Consider the following 24,761-nt stretch of genomic DNA (forward strand, 5'->3'; position numbering starts at 1 on the left):
CCCAAAAAGGCGGGCCACCACCACTCCCCCATGCCGCCGAGGTCCAGCAACGCATCAAACCAAGAAACCGGTAGTCCGGGGCGGGGTGGGTGTCGCGGAGCGCGCCGTCAGATGCGCCCGACGGAAACCGAAGGCAGCCGCCGAAGGGCGGCCACGAGGTTGAGGCAGGGGCAGTCCGGAGCGAAGGCTCCGGACCGCAATCGCAGGCGCGCTCCGCGACACCCACCCCGCCCCGGACGGCCTACATCCCTTCTTTGCTCAACACCCCCCCACCCCGACCCCGGCCCCCCAAAAAACGACAGGTTCCAGACAGCTTTTCTTCCTAGTCTTCCGCCCCAGCGCACCCCAAGCGCACATAACAACGAGCCCGGAGATACCCCCTCATGCTTTTGACCCTGCTTGGCTTCGGCATGGTGATCACGTTCATGACGCTGATCATGACCAAGCGCCTCTCGCCCCTGGTGGCGCTCATCCTCGTCCCCATCCTCTTCGCCCTGCTCGGCGGCTTCGGCGCCGGCATCGACAAGATGATGCTCGACGGCATCCGCAAGATCGCACCCACCGGCGTCATGCTGATGTTCGCCATCCTCTACTTCGGCGTGATGATCGACGCCGGCCTGTTCGACCCCATCGTCGGCCGCATCCTGCGCGCGGTGAAGGGCGATCCGCTCAAGATCGTGGTCGGCACCACCGTGCTGGCGCTGGTCATCTCGCTGGACGGCGACGGCTCCACCACCTACATGATCGTGGTGGCCTCGATGCTGCCGCTGTACCGCCGCCTGAAGATGAACGCGCTGTCCATGACCTGTCTGGCGATGCTGGCCAGCGGCGTCATGAACCTGACGCCATGGGGCGGGCCGACCGCGCGCGCCGCCAGCGCGCTGCACGTGGACGCCGGCGACATCTTCGTGCCGCTGGTGCCGGTGATGGGCGTGGCCATCGTCGCGATCCTGTTGCTGGCCTTCTTCCTGGGCCTGCGCGAACGCCGCCGCCTGGGGGTGCTGTCGCTGCCCGACGGCGCCTCGCTGCACGCCGGCTACGACGAGGACGGCCCCAAGAACCTGCCCGAGATCGAGGTCGACCACGACCTGCGCCGTCCCAAGCTGCTGTGGGTCAACGCCGGCCTGACGCTGGCGCTGATGGTGAGTTTGGTGATGGGCGTGCTGCCGCTGCCGGTGCTGTTCATGATCGCCTTCGCGATCGCGCTGATCATCAACTACCCGAACCTGGCCGAGCAGCGCCGCCGCGTGGCGCAGCATGCCGGCAACGTGCTGTCGGTGGTGTCGCTGATCTTCGCGGCGGGCATCTTCACCGGCATCCTGTCGGGCACGGGCATGGTGGAAGCCATGTCGCGCAGCCTGCTGGCGGTGATCCCCGACGCGCTCGGACCGTACCTGGCCGGCATCACCGCGCTGGTCAGCCTGCCGTTCACCTTCTTCATGTCGAACGACGCTTTTTATTTCGGCGTGCTGCCGATCCTGAGCGAAGCCGCGCAAGGCTATGGCATCACGCCGGTGGAAATGGCGCGCGCCTCGCTGATCGGCCAGCCGGTGCATCTGCTCAGCCCGCTGGTGCCGTCGACCTACCTGCTGGTGGGCCTGGCGGGCGTCGAGTTTGGCGACCACCAGCGCTATTCGCTCAAGTGGGCCACGATGGTCTGCCTGGTGATGCTGGCGGCCGCGCTGGCGTTCGGCCTGTTCCCCCTGGTCGGCTCCGTCGCCTGACGGCCGCGCTTTCCCACGTTTCTTGAAAGGAGCACGTTCATGGCTTTGCGCATTGCTTACGTCACCAGCGGGATGGGCCACACGGGCACCGCGATCTGCCAGGCCCTGCACCGCGCCGGTCACCGCGTCATCGCCGGCTGCGGGCCGCGCTCGTCGCGCAAGGATCACTGGCTGAAGGAACAGAAGTCGCTGGGTTACGACTTCATCGCTTCGGAAGGCGACGCCACCGACTGGGCCTCGACCGAGGCGGCCTTCGCCAAGGTGCGGCGCGAGGTCGGGGAGATCGACGTGCTGGTCAACAACGCCGGCGCCATGCTCGACATGCGCTTTCGCCAGATGAGCCACGCCGACTGGTCGGCCGTGCTGCGCAGCAACCTGGACACGCTGTTCAACAGCACCAAGCAGGTGGTCGACGGTATGGCCGAGCGCGGCTGGGGCCGCATCATCAACATCGGCTCGGTCGCCGCCGAGAAGGGCCAGATCGGCCAGATCAACTACGCCACCGCGAAGGGCGCCGTCATCGGCTTCACCCGCTCGCTGGCGCAGGAAGTGGCGGCGCGCGGCGTCACCGTCAACCTGGTGTCGCCGGGCTTCATCGCCGACGACACCGTCAAGGCCTTCCCGCCGGCGCTGCTGGACCGCATCATTGAAAGCGTGCCGGTGGGCCGCCTGGGCACCGCCAAGGACCTGGCCGGACTGTGCGCCTGGCTGGCGTCGGACGAGGCGGCGTTCGTGACCGGCGCGAACTATGCGATCAATGGCGGCGTGTATATGAGTTGAGGGGGGCTTGGCGAGTTTGCTGTCGGTGGTGTCGTCCGGACCTAAGGCAATCGGTGATCACTGTGGGGAATGGCCCGCCTGAAGGGCCATTCCTTTTCCCGAGCTACACGTCGAGCTGGTCGAACTGGATGCCGAGGGCTGCCGCGATGCGCTCACGCGTGCTCTTTCGAGGATTGGCATCGGGGGCTTCCATCGCCGCGTAGCTGGGTTGACGTATGCCCAGCCGGGTGGCCATGTCGATCTGGGTGATCTCCAGGTACTCGCGCCACGCGCGTACGATGCTCCAGCCATTTCCGCTCATCAACGCAACGACCTCATGGGGAATCGAGCCATCCGCGGGCACCCGCGCAGGGCGCCGGGTCTGGCGCGATTTCTTGCCGGTCAACGCCAGGTATTCCGCGTAGGGAAGGACGACGAACGCAGGCTTGCCGTCGGACTCGAGAATAGTGGGGTGCAGGCGCATGGAGGTTCCACGGTTGGTATCAATAGGTATTGTCGTCGCGTCGCTTCACTTCCTGAACGTCAATGATGCGAACGGCGGTTGCGACATCAAACAGGACGCGGTACGCGCCGATCCGCAGACGGAAGCCATATTGGTGTTGGCTGAGTGCCTTGATGTTGTGCATGGCCGGGAAGGCTTCCAGTTTGGCGACTTCTCCAAGGATGCGTCGTTGATCGCTGACGGGGAGTTTCAACAATTGCCTGACGGCCTTCTTTGCCCAGTTGATGACGTACACAATGCGGAGCCTGTCCAGTATATAGCTTAATCTATATAGGTTTACGCCCTGCCAAAGCAAAAGAAGCAGGAACCTGAGACTTTCTAAGGTTCCTGCCCACACGTATCAAGCTTGTTGCGTGTTTCTAGGACAATCGACTGATTCTTCGCCGAGCGTCTGCGGCGCGAGAATGTCCACGGCGGCGCTCACCCCCGATTGACCGACACCCCGCCATCCACCAGCAATGCCGTGCCGGTGGTGAAGCTGGACGCGTCCGAGGCCAGGTACAGGGCCGAGCGCGCGATCTCGGCCGGCGTGGCCAGGCGCTTGAGCGCGTGCAGGCCTTCGATGTAGCGGCGCGCCTCGGGCGAGTCCATCGAGGCGCGGCCCATCGATGTGTCGGTGCCACCGGGCAGCAGGGCGTTGGCGCGGATGCCCTGGGCGCCGTATTCCACGGCGATGGCCTGGACCAGGCCGATCAGGCCGGCCTTGCTGGCGGCATAGGCGCCCATGCCCGGAAATCCCGCGGTATGGCCGACGAACGTGGACGTGAAGACCAGCGAGCCGCCGCCGCGCCGCAACAAGGCCGGGATCTGGTGGCGCGCGCCGAGGAAGGCGCTGCCCAGGTTGGTGTCCAGGATGGTGCGCCACTGCGCCGGCGTAACCTGGTGCAGCGGCATGGCGTCGCCGGTCATGCCGGCATTGTTGAAGGCGATGTCCAGGCCGCCGTAGTGGGATTCGGCGGCGGCGACGGCCGCTTCGGCCACCGCCTCGTCGCGCACGTCGCCGGCCAGCGCCACGGCGCGGCCGCCGTCGGCCTCGAGCAGCGCGGCCAGTTCCTCCAGTTCGGTGCGGCGCCGCGCCACCAGCACCAGGCTGGCGCCCTCGCGGGCGAACAGCTTTGCCGCTTCGTAGCCGATGCCCGAGCTGGCGCCGGTGATGATGGCGACTTTGCCGGTCAGTTGTTGCATGGTGAATCCTTGTAGATAAGTAACCTGGCGACGATAGGCAAGCCGCGGCGCGTCGGCTATCCGGATCTTGCGATGGGGCCCGGGCGCGGCAATTGCTGACATCGTCCCGACGTCCGCGCATGCCTGCGCGTGGCGCTGTGCAGAAGGACTGAACGCCATGGAATCGATCTGGGTGATCGGCGATGTGCATGGTTGTCGCGACTCCCTGGATGCCTTGCTGGCACGTCCCGAGATCGCCGATGACCCGCGTTGCCGGTTCTGGTTCGTGGGTGACCTGGTCAACCGCGGGCCGGCCTCGGCCGCGACGTTGCGACGGGTCAGGGCGCTGGGCGAACGCGCCTCCGTCGTGCTGGGCAATCATGACCTGCGGGCATTGGCGGTCGCCGCGGGCTGCCTGCGGCCGGGCCGCCGCGATACGCTGGACGAGTTGCTGCGAGCGCGTGACGCCACGTCGCTATTGGACTGGCTGCGCCGGCAGCCGTTGCTGCACGCTGAAGCCGGCCACCTGCTGGTGCACGCGGGCGTCTACCCCCACTGGGATCCCGCCACGGCGATGGCGCGCGCGCGTGAGGTCGAGGCGTTGCTGCGCCACCCGCGATGGCGCCAGCACCTGCCGCGGATCCGGGGGCCGTCGACGCTGTCCTGGCGCGACACAATGTCGGGCGCGGATAGGCTGAGGTTCATTGTCCGGGCGTTTACCCAGATGCGGCTCTGCCGCCCCGACGGCACATTGGCGCCGCACGCCAAGGCCGCGCCGGGACGCTGGCCATCCGGCGTGCTGCCCTGGTTCGACGTCCCGGGGCGGCGGGCGGGCCCAGCTCCCGTCCTTTTCGGACACTGGGCAACGCTGGGACTGCTGGTGCGGTCGGACGTGGTGTGCCTGGACACCGGGTGCGTATCGGGCGGCGTATTGACAGCCCTGCGCCTGGCTGACCGCAAGTTGCTTCAGGTGGGACGCGAGGCGTTGCGGCCCGTGCCAGCCCGAGCGTGATCGGCGCAGCGATTCAGATAGTCCAGCAACTCGGCGGGATCGGCAGGCTTGGTGAAATAGCGGTCGAAGCCGGCGATGCGCCCGCGTTCGAGGTCTTGCGGGCCGCCGTAGCCGCTGAGCGCGGCGATCACCAGGCCCGCGGCCCAGGGTTCGCGCCGCAACCGTTGGCAGAGGGTGTAGCCGTCCAGTTCCGGCATGCTGATGTCGAGCAAAACGATATCCGGCCGGTGCGCCTGCGCCAGGGCGAGGGCCGTGCGTCCTTCGAACGCGGTATGGACCTTGTGGTGGTCGAGCCTGAGGATTTCCGCCAGGGTTTCGACGGCGTCCTGGTTGTCGTCTGCGAGCAGGATGGTCAAAGGCCGCGGGGGTGTCGGCGGGCCATTTTGTCCGGTCGCGGGCTGCGGGTTGTGCGATAGGGTGCCGGCCGTATCCTGTCTGGGCGTGCGGATTGTCACGGATGGAGTCCTCCTCAACCTGTTTGCTGGCAGCTTAGTTGCTGTGGTCGGACGGATGCTTCACTTTTGTTTCACTAAATTTCATCCTATGCCGTCATCCCGGGGGACGGTGAGAGGCCCGCAAACCAGTGCATATGTACCCGCCCGCGGCAGAACGCGGCGTCACTCACGGATGTTTGGGCGCGCCGACCCCGGCAGGGTAATGGACACTTACATTTTCGGCGCCGCCAGGTGATCGGGTGCTTGCGCCGCGACGCGGCTCGCAATCGGGCACGGCATTTGCTAAACGCTGCCACGGCTCCCGCTCCGGCGAGCCGCCCGACTGAGGTTCATACCATGCTTCCCATACGCAAAGCGGTTTTCCCCGTTGCTGGCCTCGGCACGCGCTTTCTGCCCGCGACCAAGGCCATGCCCAAAGAAATGCTGCCCATCGTCGACCGGCCGCTCATCCAGTATGCCGTCGAGGAGGCGGTGGCCGCCGGCATTACGGAGCTGATCTTCGTGACTGGCCGCAACAAGCGCGCCATCGAAGATCATTTCGACCGCGTGCCGGAACTGGAGCGCGACCTTGAACAGAAGAACAAGGCCGTGCTGCTTGATAGCGTGCGCAATGTCATTCCGGAGACCGTGAAGTGCGTCTATACCCGCCAGCCCGCCGCCCTGGGGCTGGGCCACGCCGTGCTGTGCGCCGCCTCGATCGTGGGCAATGAGCCGTTCGCGGTATTGCTGGCGGACGACATGATCGACGCGGAAACGCCCGTCATCGGCGAGATGATGAAGGTGGCGCGGGAGTTCGACGGCAGCGTGATCGCGGTGCAGAAGGTGCCGCCTGCCAACACCGATCAGTATGGGATCGTCTCCGGCACGCAGGCCTCGTACGGAGTGCTGCGCCTGACCGGCATCGTGGAGAAGCCGCGCCCCGAGGACGCGCCGACCGATCTGGGCGTGGTGGGACGCTACATCCTCGATCCCGCCATCTTCCCGGCGCTGCAGGCGACCCAGCCGGGAGTCGGCGGCGAGATCCAACTGACCGACGCCATCTCGGCCCTGCTCGATGGGGGCCGCGTGTTCGGCTACCAGTACGACGGTCAACGCTACGACTGCGGCAGCAAGGAAGGCTTCTACCGCGCCACCATGGAGATGGGCCGGAAGTATCACGGCCTGGGGTGAGCGGCCGGGGCGTGGGCTTGTGGCTCCGTTTTCTACCCCGAAGAGGATCGCGCCGCCTGCAGGGCGGCACGCGGACTCATGCACGCCGGCTCCCTGTCCCGCCGTGGCGGCGAGGGATGCGCGGCGCGCGGGCCCGGCGGTTTCAGCGGTCCTGTGGCGGGATGCCGCGCAGCGCCTGCCGCAGCGCGGCGTGGGCGGCCAGGTCGGCCGGCCGGTGCTTGCGCTCGGCCGCCGCCGGATACCTGCCCAGGAAATTGCCATTGCGCCGGTCCGTGGCCGGCCGCACCGGCCGTGGCGCGAAGCCGCCGCCGCAATTCGGGCAGACGTTGCCCAGCACCTCGTCGGCGCAGCGCGCGCAGAAGGTGCATTCAAAGCTGCAGATGCGGGCCTCGGTCGAGGCCGGCGGCAGGTCGACGTCGCAGTGTTCACAACTAGGGCGCAATTCGAGCATGAAAGTCTCCTTCGGGCGGACTGGTGGCCAGCATACGCGGACAGCAGGTGGGCGCCCACGCCGCCTCCGGACAAGTAACGGGCGGAAACGGCCATGTCCGGGACGCGTCTGCTGGCCGGCGGGCGCCTGTACACTCGGGCATCTCCACTTTGCGGAATCCGCCATGGCAGGCAGCAGCTTCTTCGCACTGTTCGACGACATCGCCACCATCCTGGACGACGTCTCCGTCATGACCAAGGTGGCGGCCAAGAAAACCGCCGGGGTGCTGGGCGACGACCTGGCGCTGAATGCGCAGCAGGTCTCGGGCGTGCCGGTCAATCGCGAACTGCCGGTGGTGTGGGCGGTGGCCAAGGGCTCGCTCATCAACAAGCTCATCCTGGTGCCGTCGGCGCTGGTGATCAGCGCCTTCGCGCCCTGGGCCGTGACGCCGCTGCTGATGGCCGGCGGCCTGTTCCTGTGTTTCGAGGGTGTCGAGAAGCTGGCCCACAAGTTCCTGCCGCACGGCGACTCCGCCGAGGGCAACCATGCCGCCCGCGCCGAGGCGCTGCAGGACGCGACGGTGGACATGGTGGCCTTCGAGCGCGACAAGATCAAGGGCGCGGTGCGCACCGACTTCATCCTGTCGGCGGAGATCATCGCCATCACCCTGGGGGCGGTGGCCGGCGCCGATCTGCTGCGTCAGACGGTGGTGCTGGCCGGCATCGCCCTGGTCATGACGGTGGGGGTCTACGGCCTGGTGGCAGGCATCGTCAAGCTCGACGACCTGGGCCTGTACCTGAGCGCCCGCCGCGCCGCGCTGGCCGCCTGGTTCGGCAAGCGCATCGTGGCGGCCGCGCCCTACCTGATGAAGACCTTGTCGGTGGTGGGCACCGCCGCCATGTTCATGGTCGGCGGCGGCATCCTGACGCACGGCATCGCGCCGCTGGGCGCGGCCATCGAACACGTCGCGGCGGCCAGCGGCGGCGGCCTGCTGCCGCCCTTGGTGTCGACCTTGCTCAGCGCGCTGTTCGGCATCGTTGCCGGGGCGGTGACGCTGGGCGTGGTCGCTGGCGTCAAGCGCCTGTTGGGCAAATAGCGGCGCCGAGATCCCGCGATGAACGCGCGGGTTCAGCCCGCCGTGCCGCCGGCGCATGCGCCGAAGCGGCGCCGCACGCGCCGGCGCCCGATCAATACGCCAGCGACGCCTGCAGGTACACCGTGCGCGGCATGCCCACGTACTTGCCCGCGTTGTTGTCGGTGGAGCGCGTGAAGTAGCGCTTGTCGAACAGGTTCTTCACGCCCAGCGCGAGGTTCAGGTTGTGCATCTGCTTGCCGAAGTCGTAGGCCGCGCGCACGTGCACCGTGCCGTAGCCCGGAATGTCGCCGTAGGCGCCGTTGGCGCTTTCCTCGGTCTGGTAGCGGGCGCCAGGGTCGGGCGCGCCGGGCGACCGCTGCTTGGACTGCAGGAAGGTGTCGACGTTGAAGGTCCACTGGTTGCGCGTGTAGCGCGCGCCCAGCGAGGCCACGTTGCGCGAATAGAAGGGCAGGTCGCGGCCCTCGAACACGCCGGCCTTGTAGGTGGCCTGGGTGTAGGTATAGGTGCCGTACAACGACAGGCCCGACAGCGCCGCCGACAGTTCGCCCAGGTCGTACGACAGCCCGGTCTCCAGCCCGCGGTGGCGGGTGGCGCCCAGGTTGGTCCAGGCGTCCGAACCGCCGTTGGTGCCGCCGCGCAATTGCAGTTCGTCGTCGAAGTCGATGTTGAACAGCGTCAGCTCGCCCTTCCAGCCGCCGCTATTGAAATGCGTGCCCACTTCATAGGTGGTGGCCTTTTCCGGATGCAGGCCGTTGGTGGTCGAGGCGATCTGGAAGTACTGCAGCGGGCCGAATGACTGGCCGGCGTTGGCGAACACGCTCCATTGTTCGCTGACGTGGTAGACCACCGACAGCGAGGGCAGGGGTTCTTCGGACTTGATGCTGGTATGGGTCCTGGCCGCGGGATTGGACTTGTCGTTCAGGAACGAGTCGATGAATTCATAGCGCAGGCCCGGCGTGATGGTCCAGTTGCCCACGTTGATGGTGTCATCGATGTAGACCGCATGCGCCGTGGTGCCGCCGGTGCGGTACTGGTACTGCGGATTGGGCGCGTTGGGCGCGTCGAAGCCGCTGTCCGGCACGTAGAACGCGGTGCGCGAGGCGCGCTCGTCGCTGGCTTCCTTCAGGTAGCGGTAGCCCACGCTGATCTCCTGCGTCACGTCGGCGCCGCGAAACAGGCGCGAATAGCGCGGCTCGATCGCGAAGGTGTGATAGTTGCGCGGGTTGAAGGTCAGGCGGCGCTTGCCGGCGTTGGCGCCGGTGCCCTCCGTCTCGATACTGCTGCCGCGGAAGCTGTCGGTGTAGTACGTCAGCAGCTCGAACTTATTGATGCCGTCGTCGTGGTTGTAGCGGAACGAGGCGTCGGTGCGGCGGCCGGTGAAACTGTCGTAGGGCCGGGTGGACTGGAACGGGTCGTCGGAATACTGCCGCGCGGTCAGCCCGCCCGGCATGCCGGCGCGGCCTTCGTAGTGATGCAGCGCGGCCGACACGCTGTCGTCGGCGCCGATGCGATAGGTGCCCTTGAGCATCACGTCATCGATGTCCACGCGGTCGTTGCTCTCGCGAAAGCCGTTGCCGTGCGTGCCGGAATAAAGCAGTGCGCCGCCCAGGCCGCGTTCGTTGGTGCCGCCGATGAATGCGCTGGGCGAGGTCTTCACGCCGCCGTGGCTGTACATGTCGGTCTCGACCGTGGCGTCGGCGGTGAAGTCCCGCGGAATCGCGCGCGTCACGAAGTTGATGATGCCGCCCACGTTCTGCGGGCCATAGCGCACCGAGCCCGCGCCGCGCACCACGTCCACCGCCGACAGGTTGCCCAGCGACACCGGCGCCATCGACAACTGCGGCTGGCCATAGGGCGCCACCGCCAGCGGAATGCCGTCCATCAGAATGGTCGAGCGCGGCGACAGGCGCGAGGTCAGCCCGCGCACGCCCACGTTCAGCGACACATCGCTGCCGCCCGTGCCATTGCTTTCCTGCACCTGCACGCCCGGCACGCGGCGCAACACATCGCGCACGTTGGTCGCGCCGGTGTCCTGGAACGACGAACGCTCGATGATCGTGCGCGCGCCGCCATGTTCAAGCACCTTCTCTTCATTCGGGTTTTCCAGCCAGTCGCCCACGACGCTGATCGCGCCCAGGGTGTTGTCGGCGGGCGTGGCGTCTGCGGCGGTCTGCGCCTGGCTGTGGGCGGCCAGCGTCAGCATGGCCAGCGCGAGCGTCAGGCGTCGCGGGGGAAAAGGAATCGGCATTGGGAGTCCAGGAAGCGGGGGAGGGCGCGCGTCATTAATACGAGCGTCAATCACATTGAGAATCTTTACTGGTTCGGCGCGGACCACTACCAGGGGCGCTCACGAGCCGAGTCGGACCTTGCCCGACCGGCCCGAAATATAGCAAAAATTGGCGCCAATCCAAACGCGGTAAATTGGGGTCGTGGCAAAAACACGCCACCGCCCGCCAGGACCGTGCGCCCGATGGCGCGCGCCGGTATCGCGTCGAATCCGTATAAGATGTGAAATTGGCGCCAATTTTTAGCGGGAACAATCATGGACACACTCGATCAGCAATTGCTGGGTCTGTTGCGCGCCGACGCTCGCGCAACCGTCGCGACCCTGGCCAAGAAGCTCGACGTATCAAGGGGCACCATCAACAACCGCATCGCCCGCATGGAAGACGAGGGCATCATCGTCGGCTACACCGTCCGGCTGCGCCCCGAATCCCAACCCGACCAGATCGGCGCCTGGATGAACATCGCCGTCGACGGCAACGAAACCCGCCGCGTCGTCAGCATCCTCCTGGGCGATCCCGCCGTCGTCGCCCTGCACGACACCAACGGCCGCTGGGACCTGCTGGCCGAACTGCGCGTCGCCAACATCGAGGAAATGTCCCGCGTCCTGGACCGCGTCCGCCTCATCAAGGCCATCTCCGCCACGGAAACCAGCATCCACCTGAAAAGCTACAAGCTCGATTGAGCCCTGCCGCCCATCCTTGCGACCGTCCCTCCCAGAGCGCAAAATCGCCGCTCTTGTCTCTACCCTTCCTGTTGACGACGCCTACATCATCTCCGCAAACCCGGACGTCGACGCCGCACCGCTGAACGCCCAAAAAGGCCGCCCGCGCGGCCGCCTTGGGCGACCCCGCAAGATCTTCCTACTCCACACAACATCGCCACGAAGCCCAAGCACGTGACACATCCCGGCGGCGTCTCGAAACGCGCTGACGCAGCGGGGTGGCCGGGCCGGGCGGAGGGCGGGGCGTGTAGATGCGCCCAAGGGAAACCGTAGGGAGCCGAAGGCGTACGAGGTTGACGCAGGGGCAGTCCGGAGCGAACGCTCCGGACCGCAATCGTAGCCCCGCCCTCCGCCCGGCCCGGCCACCCCGCGTCAAAAGAACCACAGCCCTAGCCGCCCGACCCATCCCCCCGGGGCAAGGTCAAGAACCACCCGTTAGGGATTCCCCCCGCTTGCCCCCACCCACACCTGGTTCCTAAAATTGGCGCCAATTTAGTCAACCATACCCGCCCGCAACACCCCCCCGGCACACCCCCGCCCGGGAATCGAGGAAACCATGCAGTCCACCGCAGCACCCGCCCTGGCCCCCGACGCCGCCCGCGCCCGCGCCATCTACGACCTCGGCCACAGCACCGTCTTCGCCTCGCGCATCGACCCGCGCTTCTCGTACTGCATGTACGTCCCCCCGCACATCGACCAGGCCAAACACCCCATGGAGCTGGTCGTCATCATGCACGGCACCGGCCGCGCCTTCGTCGAATACCGCGACGCCTTCGCCGAATTCGCCCGCTGGAACGACTGCATCGTGCTGTGCCCGCTGTTCCCCGTCAGCCCGCTCGGCGACGGCAACCGCGACGGCTTCAAGCAACTGATCGAAGGCGACATCCGCTACGACCACATCCTGCAAGGCATGGTCGCCGAAGTCGGCGAGAAATTCGGCCGCGACTTCACCCGCTTCGCCCTGTTCGGCTATTCGGGCGGCGGCCAGTTCGTCAACCGCTACACCCTGCTGCACCCCGAAACCCTGTGGGCCACCTCGATCGGCGCGCCCGGCTCGGTCACGCTGCTCGACCCCACCCAGGACTGGTGGGTCGGCGTGCGCGGCGCCGAGGCCCGCTTCGGCAAGGCCGTCGACATCGAGGCCCTGCGCCAGGTCGCGGTGCACATGATCGTCGGCAAGGCGGACCTGGAGACCTGGGAAATCACCCACCGCGAAGGCGGCAAGTTCTTCATGCCCGGGGCCAACTCCGCCGGCGCCACGCGCCCCGAGCGCCTGGAATCGCTGCGCCGCTCGTTCGAGGCGGCTGGCGTCAAGGCCGTGCTGGACGTGGTCGACAACGTGCCCCACGACGGCCTGAAGTGCGTCGGCCAGGTGCAGGACTTCCTGGCCGCCGAACTGCGCAAGCTGCGCAATGAATAACGTCGACAACCCGATCGGCGGGCGCGCGAGCGCCTGCCTGCCGCGATAGGAGAGGGCCATGCTGCGTTTCGCGCTATCCCGTATCGTCATGGCCATTCCCACACTGCTGATCGTGGCGGTGGCGGTGTTCGTCATGATCCGCCTGATTCCGGGCGACCCCGCGCAATTGCTGCTGGGCGACCTGGCCACGCCGGCGGCCCTGGCCGACCTGCGCGCGCGGCTGGGCCTGGACCAGACCTGGCCGACCCAGTTCGGCATCTGGTTCGGCAACATGCTGCACGGCGACCTGGGTTCGTCCATCAACACCGGCCAGCCCGTGCTGCCGCTGGTGTGGGACCGTTTCCTGATCAGCGGCCGCGTGGTGCTGGTGGCCGTGCTGTTCGCCGCCCTGGTGGCCGTGCCCGCCGGCATGATCGCCGCGTGGAAGCAGAACAAAGCGCCCGACCTGATCCTGGTCGGCACCGCCACGCTGCTGGTGTCCATTCCCACCTTCTGGCTCGGCCTGCTGCTGCTGATCTTCTTCGGCCTGAAGCTGCAATGGCTGCCGGTGGTGGGCTACGTGTCGATCGGCGAAGACTGGAAGGCCGGCCTGCTGTACCTGGCCATGCCGATCCTGACGCTGTTCCTGCACGAGATCGGCGTGCTGATGCGCATGGCGCGCGCCAGCACGCTGGAAGTGCTGCGCCTGGACTACATCACCCACGCCCGCGCCAAGGGCCTGTCGGAGTCCGCGGTGCTGATGCGCCACGCCTTCCGCAACGCCTTCGGTCCCACCTGGACCCTGATCGGCCTGGTGCTGGGCAACCTGCTCGGCGGCATCGCCGTGGTCGAAACCGTGTTCACCATTCCCGGCCTGGGCCGGCTGCTGGTGGATTCGATCTTCGCCCGCGACTATCCCGTGATCCAGGGCTGCCTGCTGTTCGTCGGCGTGATCTACGTGATCGTCAACCTGCTGATCGACCTCTGCTATCCCATCTTCGACCCGAGAGTGACCGCCGAATGAAAAAGCGAATTGCAGCTAACGCGCTGATAGGCGGCGTGATCGTGGCGGCGATGCTCGTCGCGGCCATCATGGGCGCCTTCTGGACGCCGCACGACCCGCTCAAGATCAACTTCGTGGCGCGGCTCAAGCCGCCCGGCGGCGACTTCCTGCTGGGCACCGACGAGTTCGGCCGCGATGAACTGTCGCGCCTGCTCGCCGGCGCGTCCAGCAGCGTCTGGATCAGCCTGCTGACGGTGGGCTTCGCCATCATCGCCGGCACCATTGTCGGCACCCTGACCGGCTTCGTGCGCGGCTGGACCGACCGCATCATCATGGCCTTCAACAACGCCCTGCTGGCCTTTCCCGGCCTGCTGCTGGCGCTGGGCCTGCTGGCCGTGGTCGGCGCCAACAAGTACGGCATCATCCTGGCGCTGGGCCTGGCCTATACGCCGTCGGTGACGCGCATCGTGCGCGGCACGGTGCTGTCGCTGCGCGAGAAGGAGTTCATCGAATCCTCGCGCGTGCTGGGCAACTCCGAGCTCTACACCATGGTGCGCCACGTGCTGCCCAACTGCGTCGCGCCGTTGACGGTGCTGGCGACCTCGATGTTCGGCTGGGTGATCCTGGCGGAAAGCGCGCTGTCGTTCCTGGGCCTGGGCGTGCCGCCGCCGGCGCCCACCTGGGGCAACATGCTGGCCGCCGCCCGGCCGTTCATGGCGCAGGCCTCCTATCTTTCCATTCTTCCGGGCCTGGCCATCGCGCTCGCGCTGCTCGGGATCAACCTGCTGGGCGACGCGGTGCGTGACCGTCTCGATCCCCGCATGAGGGGCGTGCAATGAGCGCACTGGTTACCGTATCGAATCTGTCCCTGACCGTCGGCCGCGGCGGTCGCGAGATCGTCAGCGGCGTGTCCTTCGAGGTGGCGCCGGGCGAAATGGTCGGCATCGTCGGCGAGTCTGGCAGCGGCAAGACCCAGGCGGCGCGCGCCATCATGGGCCTGACGCCGCCGCCGCTGGTGGTGGCCGGCGGCTCGATCCGCTTCGAGGGCGTGGAAGTCACTCAGGCCCGCCCGGCCGAGCTGCGCAAGCTGCGCGGCGCGCGCATCGGCATGGTGTTCCAGGAACCCATGACCTCGCTCAATCCGTCCATGCCCATCGGACGCCAGTTGGACGAGGGCCTCAAGCTGCACCGCCGCGACCTGTCGACGGCGCAGCGCCGCGAACGCATCCTGGAGATGCTGCGCCGCGTCGGCATCCGCGATCCGAAGGCCGCCGTCGAGGCGTGGCCGCACGAGTTCTCGGGCGGCATGCGCCAGCGCATGATGCTGGCCTCGGTGATGCTGCTGGAGCCGGCGCTGCTGATCGCCGACGAGCCCACCACCGCGCTCGACGCGGTGGTGCAGCGCGACGTGCTGGAACTGATGGTCGACCTGACGCGCGAGCACAACACGGCCGTGCTGATGATCAGCCACGACCTGCCGATGGTGGCGCGCTACACCGAACGCATGGTGGTGATGCAGCACGGCAAGGTGCTGGAAACCGGCACCACCGCCGGCATCCTCGAGCGCCCGCAGCATCCCTACACCCGCAAGCTGCTGGACGCCATGCCGCGCCGCCTGCCGGCGCGGCCTCCGATCCAGGAAGCGCCGATCGTCGAGGTCAGGAACCTGGTGGTCGATTACGCCGGCCACCAGCGCCTGTTCTCGCGCACCGGCGCCAAGCGCGCGCTCAATGGCATCGACCTGCACGTCAAGCCGCGCGAAGTGGTGGCGGTGGTGGGCGGCTCGGGGTCGGGCAAGACCACGCTGGGCCGCGCCATCGCCGGCCTGCTGGCGCCGACATCAGGCCAGATCCTGTTCCGCGACCAGCCGGTCAGCCGCCGTTCCCCGGCCTGGCGCGACTACCGCCTGAACTGCCAGATGGTGTTCCAGGACCCGTATTCGTCGCTCGACCCGCGCATGACCATCGGCGAGCTGGTGGGCGAGGGCCTGCGCATGCTGGTCGACATGCCGGCCGCCGACAAGCGCCGCCGCGTCGACGAAGTGCTGGCCGAAGTCGGCCTGGGCTCGGAATACGCCAAGCGCTTTCCGCACGAACTGTCCGGCGGCCAGCGCCAGCGCGTGGCCATCGCCCGCGCGGTGGTGCGGCGGCCGTCCTTCGTCATTGCCGACGAGCCGGTGTCGGCGCTGGACGTGACGGTGCGGGCACAGGTGCTGGACCTGTTCGCCGACCTGCAGGAGCGCCACGGATTCTCGTGCCTGTTCATCAGCCACGACCTGGGCGTGGTGGAACAGGTGGCCGACCGGGTGGTGGTGATGCGCGACGGCGGCATCGTGGAGCAGGGCACGCGCGACACGGTGTTCGACCAGCCGCGCGAGGAATACACCCGCAGCCTGCTGTCGGCGATTCCGGCCCTGGAATCGACCGAAACCGGCGGCGTGCGCCTGCGCTGGCGGCTGGACCAGCCGGAGCCGTCGCGAGTTACGGCCTGAGGGGACGGGTCCGCGCCGGGCGGAAGTTCCGTTGCGGCGCGGACTTATGCATAAAATACGCGGTTTGGATTTGATTCACGGGAGTGGTCCATGCCGAAAGCGGCGGCGACACAGCCGGGCCTGGTTGACCGTATTGCCCTGGATATTCAGTCGGGGGTATACGGCCCTGGCGCGTGGCTGAAACAGATCGATCTGCAGGAACGCTACGGCGCCAAGCGCCTGGACGTGCGGCGGGCGCTCGATCAATTGACCGCCAAGCGGCTGATCGCCCACATCCCGAACCGGGGCTATCACGTTTATACGATGGACCCCGATCAGCACCTGCAGATCCGCGACATCCGCGTGCTGCTGGAAACCGGCGCGGCGGCCGACCTGATGCCCAACGTCACGGCGGCCAAGGTGCGCGCCCTGCGCGCGCTGGCCGAGCGGTTTTCCAAGCTGTTGCAGGACGGCACCCTGCTGGAGCAGTACGAGGTCAACCTGGCGTTCCACGCCGGGATGTACGACATGTGCTCCAACCGCGAATTGGCGGCGCTGATCCAGGAAACCCGGGCGCGCGGCCCGGCGGCCCCCGCCAAGGAATGGGTGACGCGTTCGCGCATCGAGATCTCGGCGCGGGAGCACTTCGACATGGTCGAGGCGCTGGAAGCGCGCGACGTCAAGCGCCTGCAGAAGATCATCGCCCAGCACGTCGGGCAGGACATTTCCTGACCCCCCGCGGGCGCGATGGCCCGGTTTTCGCGGCGGCCTTCCTGAAAAGGAGGCCGCCGCGGTCATTTCGGGGCCGTCTTCAGGGATACCCCGGATACCGCCCCAGCCGCAAGTCTTCATAATGGGCAGCTATTTTTGGCGCCAATATAGTTATGAATCCGGCGCCGCATGCCCCCGGGGGATTTCCACAATGCACCACCTTCCTGTTTCCCGAGCGCTCGCGCTCAGCCTGGCCCTGGCCGCCGCGGGCGCGGCCCATGCCGCCACCCTGACCATCGCCCAGCCGGCCGACATCCGCTCGACCAATCCGGGCGTCAACCGCGACAACACCACCGACGGCGTGGTGCTGAACATGGTTGAGGGCCTGGTGGGTTACCGGGAGAACGGCACGGTGGCGCCGCTGCTGGCCAAGTCGGTCGACCTGTCCGAAGACGGCCTGACCTATACCTTCAAGCTGCGCGACGGCGTCAAGTTCCACAATGGCGCCACGCTGACCTCGGCCGACGTGCTCTGGAGCTGGCAGCGCTACATGGATCCGAAGACGGACTGGCGCTGCCGCAGCGACTTCGACGGCCGCAACGGCCTGAAGGTCACGGACGTGACCGCGCCGGACCCGCAAACGGTCGTCATCAAGATCGACCGCAAGTCGGCGGTGTTTCTCGATTCGCTGGCGCGCACCGACTGTGGCATGACGGCGATCCTGAGCAAGGATTCGGTCAACGCCGATGGCTCCTGGAAGCAGCCGGTCGGCACCGGCCCGTACCAGTTCAAGGAATGGAAGCGCGGCGAATACGTGCTGCTGACCGCGTTCAAGGACTACGTGTCGCCCGGCGCCGGCGACAAGCCGGACGGTTACGTCGGCGCCAAGCGTCCGCTGGCCGACGAGGTCCGCTTCCTGGTGGTGCCGGACCCGTCGACCGCCAAGGCCGGCCTGGTGTCGGGCGCGATCGACGCGAGCCAGATCACCATTACCGACGTGGCCGAGCTGAAGAACAATGCGGCGGTGTCGGTGATGAGCCCGCACGACGCCACCAAGCACACGCTGCTGTTCCAGACGCAGGATCCGGTGCTAAAGAACGTCAAGCTGCGCCAGGCGATCGCGGCGGCGCTGGATATTCCGCAGGTGGTGGCGGCGGCTTCCGAAGGGCTGGGGCAGTTGAACAATTCGGCGGTGTATGCCGGCTCGGCCTATTACCAGGAAGCCGAGAAGCGCACCTACAAATACGATCCGGCGCGCGCGCAGCAGTTGCTCAAGGAAGCGGGCTACAAGGGCGAGCCGATCGTGATCTACGCCAACAAGCGCGCGCATGTGCCAAGCTACCAGGTGGCGGTGATCGCGCAGGCGATGATGCAGGCGGTGGGCATCAATGCCAAGATCGAGGTGCTGGAATGGGCCACGCAGTTGGACCGCTACAACACGGGCAAGTACCAGATCAGTTCGTTCACGTTCTCGTCGCGGATCGATCCGGCGCTGAGTTTCGAGCAGTTCGCGGGCGACAAGAGCAAGCAGCCGCGCAAGGTCTGGGATGATCCCGAGGCGCAGAAGCTGATCGATGAGAGCTTCCTGGAGTCGGATCCGGCGAAGCGGCAGAAGCTGTTTGACCAACTGCATGCGTTGATGCTGGAGCAGACGCCTTTGTTGGTGCTTTATAACGGGGCGGATGCTTGGGCGACCAACAAGCGGGTGCAGGGGTTTTCGGTCTGGGAGGGGAAGCCGCGGGCTTGGGAGACCAAGATCGTTGGCAAGTAAGTCGCTTTTTTCGGGCGGTCTCTTTTTTGGGGCCGTCCGGGGCGGCGTTGGCCTGGCGTGCGCGGGGCTACGATTGCGGTCCGGAGCGTTCGCTCCGGACTTCCCCTTCGTCATCTTCGTCACAGCCTGCGGCTGTTCCTTCAGATTCCCTCGGGCGCATCTACACGCCCCGCGCACGCCAGGCCAACGCCGCCCCGGACTCCACCGTTGAAGCTTGACGGTTGCCGGGGCGGTTTTTTTCTATCATGTGCTGCAATGCAAAGAGGCCGCTTTTCGCGGCCTCTTTGCTTGGCGTTGCGCGGGTTACTTCGCCACGCGCTCCACTTCCCAGGCGCGCGGCTTCTTCACGGCCCAGGGGGTGTAGCCCTTGATGTCGGTGCGGAAGGCGCCGATGTCCAGGCCGTTGTAGAGCGGGATGCTGGGGACGTCGGCCAGGAACAGCTTGTGCAGCTGGTCGAAGGAGGCCTGGCGCTTGGCGTGGTCGGTGTCGACCGAGGCGGCGTCCAGGAGCTTCTGGGCGTCGGGATTGTCCCAGACCTTGCGCGGCTGCTTGGCCTTGTCGCCGGTGACCATTTCGTAGTTCAGCGCCGCGTCCAGGCGGGCGGAGTACGGGAAGGTCATCATCTGGTAGGTGCCGGCGTTGTAGCGGTCGAGCTGGGTGGCCCATTCGGACACGGACAGCTTGGCGTTGATGCCGACGGCCTGCAGCATGGCCTGGATGATGACGGCGGAGTTGTACGACTGCGGGTAGCGCTTGGTGGTGATGAGCTCGATCTCCTGGCCCTTGTAGCCGGCTTCCTTGAGCAGCTTCTGGGCCAGTGCCGGGTCGTATTTCCAGCCTTCCTTCTGGGTGGCGTCGTGGTAAGGCGAGACCAGCGGGACGATGGAGTTGTTGGGCTTGGCCAGGCCTTCGGTGACGGCGGCGGCCAACTGGTCGTAGTCGATGGCGTGGGCCAGGGCCTGGCGCAGCTTGGGATTGGACAGCAGCGGGTCCCTGGTCTGCAGCAGCAGCGCGGTCATGCTCATGACCGGCGCGTAGGCGACCTTGACGTTGGGGGTGCCTTGCAGCACCGGCACGTCATTGTTGGAGACGTCCTCGATGATGTCGATGTTGCCGCGTTGCAGGGCGGCCTTGGCGGTGGAGTCGTCGGGCACGATGACGAAGCGCACTTCATCGACCAGGGGGCGCTTGGAGCCGGTGTAGCCGTCGCGCTTGCCGTCGCGGTTGGCGTAGTCGGCGAACCGGGTCAGGCGCACATATTCCCCACGCTTCCATTCGGCGAAGACGAAGGGGCCGGTGCCGATGGGCTTGTCCCAGGTGCCGTCGGCCTTGACCGAGGCTTTCTGCAGGATGCCGGTGCCGCCACAGTCGGCGCGCGCCAGCGAGGCCAGGAACAGGCTGCTGGGTTTTTCCAGGTGGTAGACCACGGTCTGGGCGTCGGGCGCCTCGACGCCGGTGACCTTGACGGTGCCGCGGCCATCGAATTCGCTGGCGCAGCGCCAGCCGGCGTTGGCGGCGGTGTAGTGCTGCCAGGTCCAGAGCACGTCGGCCGAGGTCAGCGGCGCGCCGTTGTGGAACTTGACGCCCTGGCGCAGCTTGAAGGTGTAGGTCTTGCCGTCGGGGCTGATGTCGATGGATTCGGCCAGCAGGGGGCGCACTTCGGCATCCTCGCCGTAGGCCACCAGACCCTCGACGATGTGCAGCACCACCGCGTCGCTGTTGCTGTCGCGGTTCACGCCGGGCTCGGTCGAGCGGATGTCGGCGGTGAACGAGATGCGCAGCGGCGCGGGCGCCTGGGCCAGCGCGGAGCCTGCCAGCGCGCCCAGCGCCAGGGCAACCGCGGTATTCAGGAGTTTTGTTTTCATCGATGCGTTTCCAGGGGTTGCGAGGGCGGCCCGGGGGGATCCGGCCGCCACCGGCGGTCAGGGGACCGGGAAAGCTTCAGGCCGCGGCCAGCAGCTCGGGATCGGCGTCCAGGCTGTAGCGGGTAAACGTGCGGTTCAGCGCCGGCAGGGGCGCGACTTCCATGAGGCCGGCGGCCGGCTCCATGACGACCATGGCGACGGTGGCCGACAGATTGTCGTGGCTGCCGGGGCGCGGCGGGCGGCAGACCGAGTAGGGCGTGCCGAAGTCGTCGAACAGCGCGCGCTTGAGGTCTTCGCGCGTCAGCTTGTCCTTCTCGTTCAGCAGGCGGCGCACGCGCCAGTCGCGGTAGGCGCTCTCCGGGGTGCTGGCGCGGCCGGTGTCGCGCAGCTTGCCCAGGGCGACTTCGCTGACCCAATGGTTGGCGTGCACGATCAGGTCATCGGCGCCCGGGTAGATCGGGAAGGCTTCATCGGTGGTGCATTCGTAGTCCACGCCGAAACCCGCGGCCATACCGATCATGATGTTGTTCGAGCACGACTTCTGGGTGGTGCTGACGGCCTTGATGGCCAGCGCGAAGTGCTCCTGCTCCAGCACCTTGCGGCGGATCAGCGACAGCGGCACGCCCAACTGGCGGAAGTCGCGGTCGGATTCCAGGTAGTTGGCGGTGATCGACACGCCGGCGCTGTTCAGGCCGCTGCGGGCCAGTCCGCCGGCCTCGACGAAGGTCAGAATGTCCGGGCCGTTGTCGTTGCGCACGCGCAGCACGATGGCGGTCTCGGCGCATTCGGCGCGCCAGTCCCAGTTCTGCCCATGGATCAGGCGGCCGTTGGCCGAGCGGGTCGGCAGGATCAGGGCGCCGGTGCAGCCGTCGCCCGGTTCGAGTTCGGCGGCTTTCTTCTTTTCGGCGCGGGCCTTGGCGATGACTTCGGTGCGGGCGTTGACCATCACGATGTCTTCGAAGGGCACGTTGGCGCCGGCGGCGATGCCGCGCATTTCCTCGAGGTAGTGCGGCGCGAAGTTCTCGATCTCGCGGGCGAAGCTTTCGATGAGGCGGGTGCGCGCCATGGCGTCATAACCCAGATCGACCAGCGTCTGGCCGTACATGGCGGCGCTCTTGCGCACGCGGTCGGCGGCCTGCTGGCCATAGGCGCGGCCACGGGCCTCGGGGGTACCGGAGACCGATACGAAGGGGAATTGGGTGATCTGGGTCATGGACGGATAGCGGCGCGCGGCGCCGTGAGGTCGGGGAAGGGGAGAATGTTGCAAAAATATTAGCTTATTTTGGCGCCAATATTACCGAGGGTTTGCCCGAGGATGAAGCGCTGGCACGACGTGAGCGCAGACCGCCGCCACATTGCCGGGGTGCCGCCCGCCGGGCGGGCGGACAGGCGTGTCGGCAGGGGCGCGCGGCATCGTCAGGGGCGCGCCGCGTGTTCGCGCGCCAGATCTCCGCAGCGCGCAAAACCGGCGCCGGCGGCGCGCAGGCGGTCGAGCAGCCGCTCGACCATCTGCAGCCGCGCGGCGCGTCCCACGCCGTTGTCGGCGCGCGGGTGCAGCGTCAGGCAGGCGTAGCCCTCGGCGGCCAGCAGGGCTCCGCCCTGTTCGGCCAGGTGCGCATAGGCGCGGTCCTGGGTGACGCGGCGGCTGAAATGGCTGGCGTCACACAGGCCTTCGCTCCAGGGCAGTTCAACCATGCCCGGCGCGCCGTCGGCGTCCAGCGCGTAGGGCGCGTCGTCGTCGATGGCGCTGCTGTCATAGCGGTAGCCCAGCTCGCGCAGCAGTGGCAGGGTGCGCGGGCTGAAGCCGCCGCCGGTCCAGCGAAAGCCCTGCGGCGCCTGGCCGGTCAGCGCCGCCAGGCGGTCGCGGCCGCGTTGCAGCACCTCGGCCTCGCGCTCGCCCAGCGTGGCCAGGTCTTCGTAGGCGTTGCCCTGCGAGGCGGCCTCATGGCCGTCGCGCAGGCTCTGGTCCAGCAGGTCGCGGCAGCGTTCGGCCTCGAAGGCCGGCCAGAACAGGGTGGCGCGGATCTGCTGGCGCCGCAGCATGTCCAGCACCCGCGCCAGGCCGCCGCCATAGGTGTAGCGGCCGTGACCGTCGCGGCCGTGCAGCTCGTGTTCCGGGCGGGCGGCGGCTTCGGGGCCGATCCCCTGCACGTTGAGGGTGACCAGTACGGTCTTGGTGGCCATCATGCGGTTCTCCAGGCGTCGGGGCGGGCCAGGCAGTGGCGGGCCAGCGCATCCAGCGTCATGCAATGCACGTCCGGCTGGGCGCCGACGTAGGCCAGGAAGCGGTCCATGGCGGCGGCGCGGGCCGGCGTGCCGGAGCCGCCGGCGGCCTTCGGGTGCACCGTCAGGTGGATGTAGCCCTCGGCCTGGCGCAGCGCCTCGAATTCCTCGATCCAGTTGTCGCAGGCCTCGGCGGCCAGGCTGTGGCCGGTGAAATAGAACGGATAGTCATCCAGCGACACCGTGTTGTTCGGCAGCATGACGAAGTCATCGTTGCCGCCGGCCGGCAGGTAAGGGCGGTCGCGGTCCTTTTCGCTGGCGTCGTAGCGGTAGCCGAGCCGCCGCAGCGTGGGCAGGGTGCGGTGGCTCTTGCGGCCCGACGGCGAACACCAGCCCACCGGCGTCACGCCCAGCCGCTGCTGGATCAGGCTGTGGGTCTTCTCCAGCAGCGCGGGTTCGTCCTCGCCCAGGTCCCAGGCTTCGTGCAGGTAGCCGTGGGCGGCGATCTCATGGCCGGCGGCCAGGATGGCGCGGAAGGTGTCCGGGTAATGCTCGACGTCGTAGCCGCAGGCGAAGAAGGTCGCCGGCATGGCGTGGCGCGCCAGGATCTCCAGGTGGCGCGCCACGCCGCGGCGGATGGCGTAGCGGCCGGCGGTATGGATGCCCCCGCCGGGGAACTGCTTGCGGCCGACCTCGACGGCGGGGCCGTCGACGTGCACGGTCACGCACACCACGGCCCGCACCGGCGGGGCCGATGGCGCGCGCCGGCGCTCGGCGCGCAGTTCATGGTCGAGCGCCAGCCAGGGATTGGCGTCGGCGTCCAGCGGGACGCCATAGGGAATGGCTTGCATCAGGTGGCCTTGATATTGGCGTTCTTGATCAGGGTGCGCCATTTCTCGCTTTCGGTGGCGACGAAACGGCGCAGTGCTTCCGGCGTGCCGCCGTGCAGTTCCAGCCCGTTCTGCGTAAGCTGGGCCATGGCGGGTTGCTTGAGCGCGCTCTGCACCGCGCCGTTGAGCGTCTGGACGATGGCCCGCGGCGTGCCGGCGGGCACGAACACGCCGTTCCAGCCGATCGCCTGATAGCCCGGATAGCCGGACTCGGCCACCGTCGGCACGTCGGGCAGGGCGGGCGAGCGAGCGGCGGACGTCACCGCCAGCGGCCGCGATTTGCCGCCCTGGATGAACTGCTGCTGGTTGATCACCACGTCCATCAGCACCGGGAACTGGCCGCCCAGGAAATCGTTGACCGCCGCCGCCGCGCCCTTGTAGGGTACGCCGGGCAGGTCGAGGCCGGCCGTGGCCTTGAGCAGTTCCATGGCCAGGTGCGCCGAGCTGCCGTTCTGCGTGATGCCGTAGAAGTACTTGCCGGGGTTGGCCTTGATGAGGGCGACGAACTCCTGCAGGGTCCTGGCCGGGAACGACGGGTGCGCCACCAGCACGTTGTTGTAGTAGCAGACCATCGAGACCGGCTCGAAGTCCTTGATGGGGTCGTAGGCGATGTTCTCGTACAGGCTCTGGTTCACGGTGTGGGTGCCGGTGGAGCCGAGCGCGACGGTGTAGCCGTCGGGCGCCGAACGCGCCGCCTGCTGGGTGCCGATGATGCCGGCCGCGCCGCCCTTGTTGATCACCACCACGCTCTGCTTGAGCGCTTCGCCGATGCCCTGGGCCAGCGGCCGCGCCACCAGGTCGGTGCCGCCGCCCGCCGGGAACGGCACGATGAACTGGATCGGGTGTTCCGACGGGTAGCCGGCCGCGCGGGCCGCGCCGGGACGGGCGAGCGCGGCGCCCGCCAACGAGGCGGCCGACGCCGCCATGAATTGCCGGCGGCTGATGCCGCCGGGCCTGCTGCTGGACTGCTTCATGCGATTTCCCCTTGGATGTGCATGCCGGGCGAGGCGGGCCGCGGACTTTTTTCTGTCTGCTGGTCTGCTGCTTAAGTATCATTATTCGATAAAAAACAATCTTAACCAATTAGT

Annotated in this window: 23 protein-coding genes; 12 read left to right on the plus strand and 11 right to left on the minus strand. The window is 67.5% G+C overall.

Annotated features, from left to right (window positions below; all coding sequences use genetic code 11):
* The first annotated feature begins 383 nt into the window (after window positions 1-383).
* The gene (locus SB816_RS16545; RefSeq protein ID WP_064523123.1) at window positions 384-1,724 is read left to right on the plus strand and encodes a CitMHS family transporter; all 1,341 of its coding nucleotides are present in this window, start codon (window positions 384-386) and stop codon (window positions 1,722-1,724) included.
* A 39-nt stretch (window positions 1,725-1,763) separates the two neighbouring features.
* Window positions 1,764-2,504 carry an acetoacetyl-CoA reductase gene (phbB, locus tag SB816_RS16550; RefSeq protein WP_054417571.1) on the plus strand — a complete coding sequence of 247 codons (741 nt, stop codon included), beginning with the start codon at window positions 1,764-1,766 and terminating at the stop codon, window positions 2,502-2,504.
* Window positions 2,505-2,607: 103 nt separating this feature from the next.
* Here phbB and SB816_RS16555 read toward each other — a convergent pair whose 3' ends face one another.
* The 3 genes from SB816_RS16555 to SB816_RS16565 all read right to left on the minus strand — a co-directional run bounded on the left by SB816_RS16555 (window position 2,608) and on the right by SB816_RS16565 (window position 4,191).
* A complete protein-coding gene (locus SB816_RS16555) occupies window positions 2,608-2,967 on the minus strand; it encodes a helix-turn-helix domain-containing protein (RefSeq protein ID WP_054433400.1) in 360 nt (119 codons plus the stop codon).
* 19 nt (window positions 2,968-2,986) lie between these two features.
* Entirely contained in the window at window positions 2,987-3,241 is a 255-nt protein-coding gene (locus SB816_RS16560; RefSeq protein WP_054501956.1) for a type II toxin-antitoxin system RelE family toxin, read from the minus strand.
* Between the two features lie 185 nt (window positions 3,242-3,426).
* Window positions 3,427-4,191 carry an SDR family oxidoreductase gene (locus SB816_RS16565; protein ID WP_175188608.1) on the minus strand — a complete coding sequence of 255 codons (765 nt, stop codon included), beginning with the start codon at window positions 4,189-4,191 and terminating at the stop codon, window positions 3,427-3,429.
* A 157-nt stretch (window positions 4,192-4,348) separates the two neighbouring features.
* On the opposite strand from SB816_RS16565, the gene SB816_RS16570 reads away from it, so the two are divergent.
* A complete protein-coding gene (locus SB816_RS16570) occupies window positions 4,349-5,182 on the plus strand; it encodes a symmetrical bis(5'-nucleosyl)-tetraphosphatase (protein WP_410547297.1) in 834 nt (277 codons plus the stop codon).
* On the opposite strand, the gene SB816_RS16575 is transcribed toward SB816_RS16570, so the two are convergent.
* Window positions 5,137-5,538: a response regulator gene (locus SB816_RS16575; RefSeq protein WP_269873258.1), complete on the minus strand. Its 402-nt coding sequence runs from the start codon at window positions 5,536-5,538 to the stop codon at window positions 5,137-5,139. The two genes, SB816_RS16570 and SB816_RS16575, sit on opposite strands and share 46 nt — an antisense overlap.
* A 435-nt stretch (window positions 5,539-5,973) precedes the next feature.
* On the opposite strand from SB816_RS16575, the gene galU reads away from it, so the two are divergent.
* On the plus strand, window positions 5,974-6,807 hold the full coding sequence (gene galU / locus SB816_RS16580) for a UTP--glucose-1-phosphate uridylyltransferase GalU (protein WP_054501634.1): 834 nt from the start codon (window positions 5,974-5,976) through the stop codon (window positions 6,805-6,807).
* 142 nt (window positions 6,808-6,949) lie between these two features.
* Here galU and SB816_RS16585 read toward each other — a convergent pair whose 3' ends face one another.
* The gene (locus SB816_RS16585) at window positions 6,950-7,258 is read right to left on the minus strand and encodes a DUF1272 domain-containing protein (RefSeq protein ID WP_054501633.1); all 309 of its coding nucleotides are present in this window, start codon (window positions 7,256-7,258) and stop codon (window positions 6,950-6,952) included.
* A 163-nt stretch (window positions 7,259-7,421) separates the two neighbouring features.
* On the opposite strand from SB816_RS16585, the gene SB816_RS16590 reads away from it, so the two are divergent.
* On the plus strand, window positions 7,422-8,333 hold the full coding sequence (locus SB816_RS16590; protein WP_410547298.1) for a DUF808 domain-containing protein: 912 nt from the start codon (window positions 7,422-7,424) through the stop codon (window positions 8,331-8,333).
* A 91-nt stretch (window positions 8,334-8,424) separates the two neighbouring features.
* On the opposite strand, the gene SB816_RS16595 is transcribed toward SB816_RS16590, so the two are convergent.
* Entirely contained in the window at window positions 8,425-10,581 is a 2,157-nt protein-coding gene (locus tag SB816_RS16595) for a TonB-dependent receptor family protein (RefSeq protein ID WP_410547299.1), read from the minus strand.
* 294 nt (window positions 10,582-10,875) lie between these two features.
* Here SB816_RS16595 and SB816_RS16600 point away from each other — a divergent pair, with 294 nt between their 5' ends.
* From SB816_RS16600 to SB816_RS16630, 7 genes are all read left to right on the plus strand, one after another.
* Window positions 10,876-11,301 carry an Lrp/AsnC family transcriptional regulator gene (locus SB816_RS16600; RefSeq protein ID WP_047992161.1) on the plus strand — a complete coding sequence of 142 codons (426 nt, stop codon included), beginning with the start codon at window positions 10,876-10,878 and terminating at the stop codon, window positions 11,299-11,301.
* Window positions 11,302-11,896: 595 nt separating this feature from the next.
* The gene (locus tag SB816_RS16605) at window positions 11,897-12,760 is read left to right on the plus strand and encodes an alpha/beta hydrolase (protein ID WP_410547300.1); all 864 of its coding nucleotides are present in this window, start codon (window positions 11,897-11,899) and stop codon (window positions 12,758-12,760) included.
* A gap of 58 nt (window positions 12,761-12,818) precedes the next feature.
* Window positions 12,819-13,763 (plus strand): ABC transporter permease, encoded by a 945-nt coding sequence (locus SB816_RS16610; protein ID WP_006393367.1) that lies wholly within the window; start codon window positions 12,819-12,821, stop codon window positions 13,761-13,763.
* Window positions 13,760-14,581, plus strand: coding sequence for an ABC transporter permease (locus SB816_RS16615; protein WP_049071983.1), 822 nt, complete (start codon window positions 13,760-13,762; stop codon window positions 14,579-14,581). Before SB816_RS16610 ends, SB816_RS16615 begins: the two co-directional genes overlap by 4 nt.
* Entirely contained in the window at window positions 14,578-16,233 is a 1,656-nt protein-coding gene (locus SB816_RS16620; protein WP_175142137.1) for an ABC transporter ATP-binding protein, read from the plus strand. The genes SB816_RS16615 and SB816_RS16620 overlap by 4 nt, the downstream gene beginning before the upstream one ends.
* Before the next feature lie 90 nt (window positions 16,234-16,323).
* Window positions 16,324-16,944 carry a GntR family transcriptional regulator gene (locus tag SB816_RS16625; protein WP_049071990.1) on the plus strand — a complete coding sequence of 207 codons (621 nt, stop codon included), beginning with the start codon at window positions 16,324-16,326 and terminating at the stop codon, window positions 16,942-16,944.
* A 190-nt stretch (window positions 16,945-17,134) separates the two neighbouring features.
* On the plus strand, window positions 17,135-18,694 hold the full coding sequence (locus SB816_RS16630; RefSeq protein ID WP_144654926.1) for an ABC transporter substrate-binding protein: 1,560 nt from the start codon (window positions 17,135-17,137) through the stop codon (window positions 18,692-18,694).
* A gap of 303 nt (window positions 18,695-18,997) precedes the next feature.
* On the opposite strand, the gene SB816_RS16635 is transcribed toward SB816_RS16630, so the two are convergent.
* From SB816_RS16635 to SB816_RS16655, 5 genes are all read right to left on the minus strand, one after another.
* Window positions 18,998-20,560, minus strand: coding sequence for an ABC transporter substrate-binding protein (locus tag SB816_RS16635; RefSeq protein ID WP_410547301.1), 1,563 nt, complete (start codon window positions 20,558-20,560; stop codon window positions 18,998-19,000).
* A gap of 76 nt (window positions 20,561-20,636) precedes the next feature.
* Entirely contained in the window at window positions 20,637-21,773 is a 1,137-nt protein-coding gene (locus SB816_RS16640; protein WP_054501626.1) for a C45 family autoproteolytic acyltransferase/hydolase, read from the minus strand.
* A 203-nt stretch (window positions 21,774-21,976) separates the two neighbouring features.
* Entirely contained in the window at window positions 21,977-22,747 is a 771-nt protein-coding gene (locus tag SB816_RS16645; RefSeq protein ID WP_410547302.1) for a polysaccharide deacetylase family protein, read from the minus strand.
* A complete protein-coding gene (locus SB816_RS16650; protein ID WP_175142140.1) occupies window positions 22,744-23,634 on the minus strand; it encodes a polysaccharide deacetylase family protein in 891 nt (296 codons plus the stop codon). Before SB816_RS16650 ends, SB816_RS16645 begins: the two co-directional genes overlap by 4 nt.
* Entirely contained in the window at window positions 23,634-24,647 is a 1,014-nt protein-coding gene (locus SB816_RS16655; protein WP_410547303.1) for a Bug family tripartite tricarboxylate transporter substrate binding protein, read from the minus strand. The genes SB816_RS16650 and SB816_RS16655 overlap by 1 nt, the downstream gene beginning before the upstream one ends.
* Window positions 24,648-24,761 lie beyond the last annotated feature (114 nt).

The sequence above is a fragment of the Achromobacter sp. SIMBA_011 genome (genome assembly GCF_046535435.1).
Lineage (GTDB): Bacteria > Pseudomonadota > Gammaproteobacteria > Burkholderiales > Burkholderiaceae_B > Achromobacter > Achromobacter dolens.

Excerpts from the sequence above, each read along its gene's own strand:
- SB816_RS16545 (WP_064523123.1), top strand. The coding sequence starts at position 384 with ATGCTTTTGACCCTGCTTGGCTTCGGCATGGTGATCACGTTCATGACG.
- phbB (WP_054417571.1), top strand. The coding sequence starts at position 1,764 with ATGGCTTTGCGCATTGCTTACGTCACCAGCGGGATGGGCCACACGGGC.
- SB816_RS16555 (WP_054433400.1), bottom strand. The coding sequence starts at position 2,967 with ATGCGCCTGCACCCCACTATTCTCGAGTCCGACGGCAAGCCTGCGTTC.
- SB816_RS16565 (WP_175188608.1), bottom strand. The coding sequence starts at position 4,191 with ATGCAACAACTGACCGGCAAAGTCGCCATCATCACCGGCGCCAGCTCG.
- SB816_RS16570 (WP_410547297.1), top strand. The coding sequence starts at position 4,349 with ATGGAATCGATCTGGGTGATCGGCGATGTGCATGGTTGTCGCGACTCC.
- galU (WP_054501634.1), top strand. The coding sequence starts at position 5,974 with ATGCTTCCCATACGCAAAGCGGTTTTCCCCGTTGCTGGCCTCGGCACG.
- SB816_RS16585 (WP_054501633.1), bottom strand. The coding sequence starts at position 7,258 with ATGCTCGAATTGCGCCCTAGTTGTGAACACTGCGACGTCGACCTGCCG.
- SB816_RS16590 (WP_410547298.1), top strand. The coding sequence starts at position 7,422 with ATGGCAGGCAGCAGCTTCTTCGCACTGTTCGACGACATCGCCACCATC.
- SB816_RS16595 (WP_410547299.1), bottom strand. The coding sequence starts at position 10,581 with ATGCCGATTCCTTTTCCCCCGCGACGCCTGACGCTCGCGCTGGCCATG.
- SB816_RS16600 (WP_047992161.1), top strand. The coding sequence starts at position 10,876 with ATGGACACACTCGATCAGCAATTGCTGGGTCTGTTGCGCGCCGACGCT.
- SB816_RS16605 (WP_410547300.1), top strand. The coding sequence starts at position 11,897 with ATGCAGTCCACCGCAGCACCCGCCCTGGCCCCCGACGCCGCCCGCGCC.
- SB816_RS16610 (WP_006393367.1), top strand. The coding sequence starts at position 12,819 with ATGCTGCGTTTCGCGCTATCCCGTATCGTCATGGCCATTCCCACACTG.
- SB816_RS16615 (WP_049071983.1), top strand. The coding sequence starts at position 13,760 with ATGAAAAAGCGAATTGCAGCTAACGCGCTGATAGGCGGCGTGATCGTG.
- SB816_RS16620 (WP_175142137.1), top strand. The coding sequence starts at position 14,578 with ATGAGCGCACTGGTTACCGTATCGAATCTGTCCCTGACCGTCGGCCGC.
- SB816_RS16625 (WP_049071990.1), top strand. The coding sequence starts at position 16,324 with ATGCCGAAAGCGGCGGCGACACAGCCGGGCCTGGTTGACCGTATTGCC.
- SB816_RS16630 (WP_144654926.1), top strand. The coding sequence starts at position 17,135 with ATGCACCACCTTCCTGTTTCCCGAGCGCTCGCGCTCAGCCTGGCCCTG.
- SB816_RS16635 (WP_410547301.1), bottom strand. The coding sequence starts at position 20,560 with ATGAAAACAAAACTCCTGAATACCGCGGTTGCCCTGGCGCTGGGCGCG.
- SB816_RS16640 (WP_054501626.1), bottom strand. The coding sequence starts at position 21,773 with ATGACCCAGATCACCCAATTCCCCTTCGTATCGGTCTCCGGTACCCCC.
- SB816_RS16645 (WP_410547302.1), bottom strand. The coding sequence starts at position 22,747 with ATGATGGCCACCAAGACCGTACTGGTCACCCTCAACGTGCAGGGGATC.
- SB816_RS16650 (WP_175142140.1), bottom strand. The coding sequence starts at position 23,634 with ATGCAAGCCATTCCCTATGGCGTCCCGCTGGACGCCGACGCCAATCCC.
- SB816_RS16655 (WP_410547303.1), bottom strand. The coding sequence starts at position 24,647 with ATGAAGCAGTCCAGCAGCAGGCCCGGCGGCATCAGCCGCCGGCAATTC.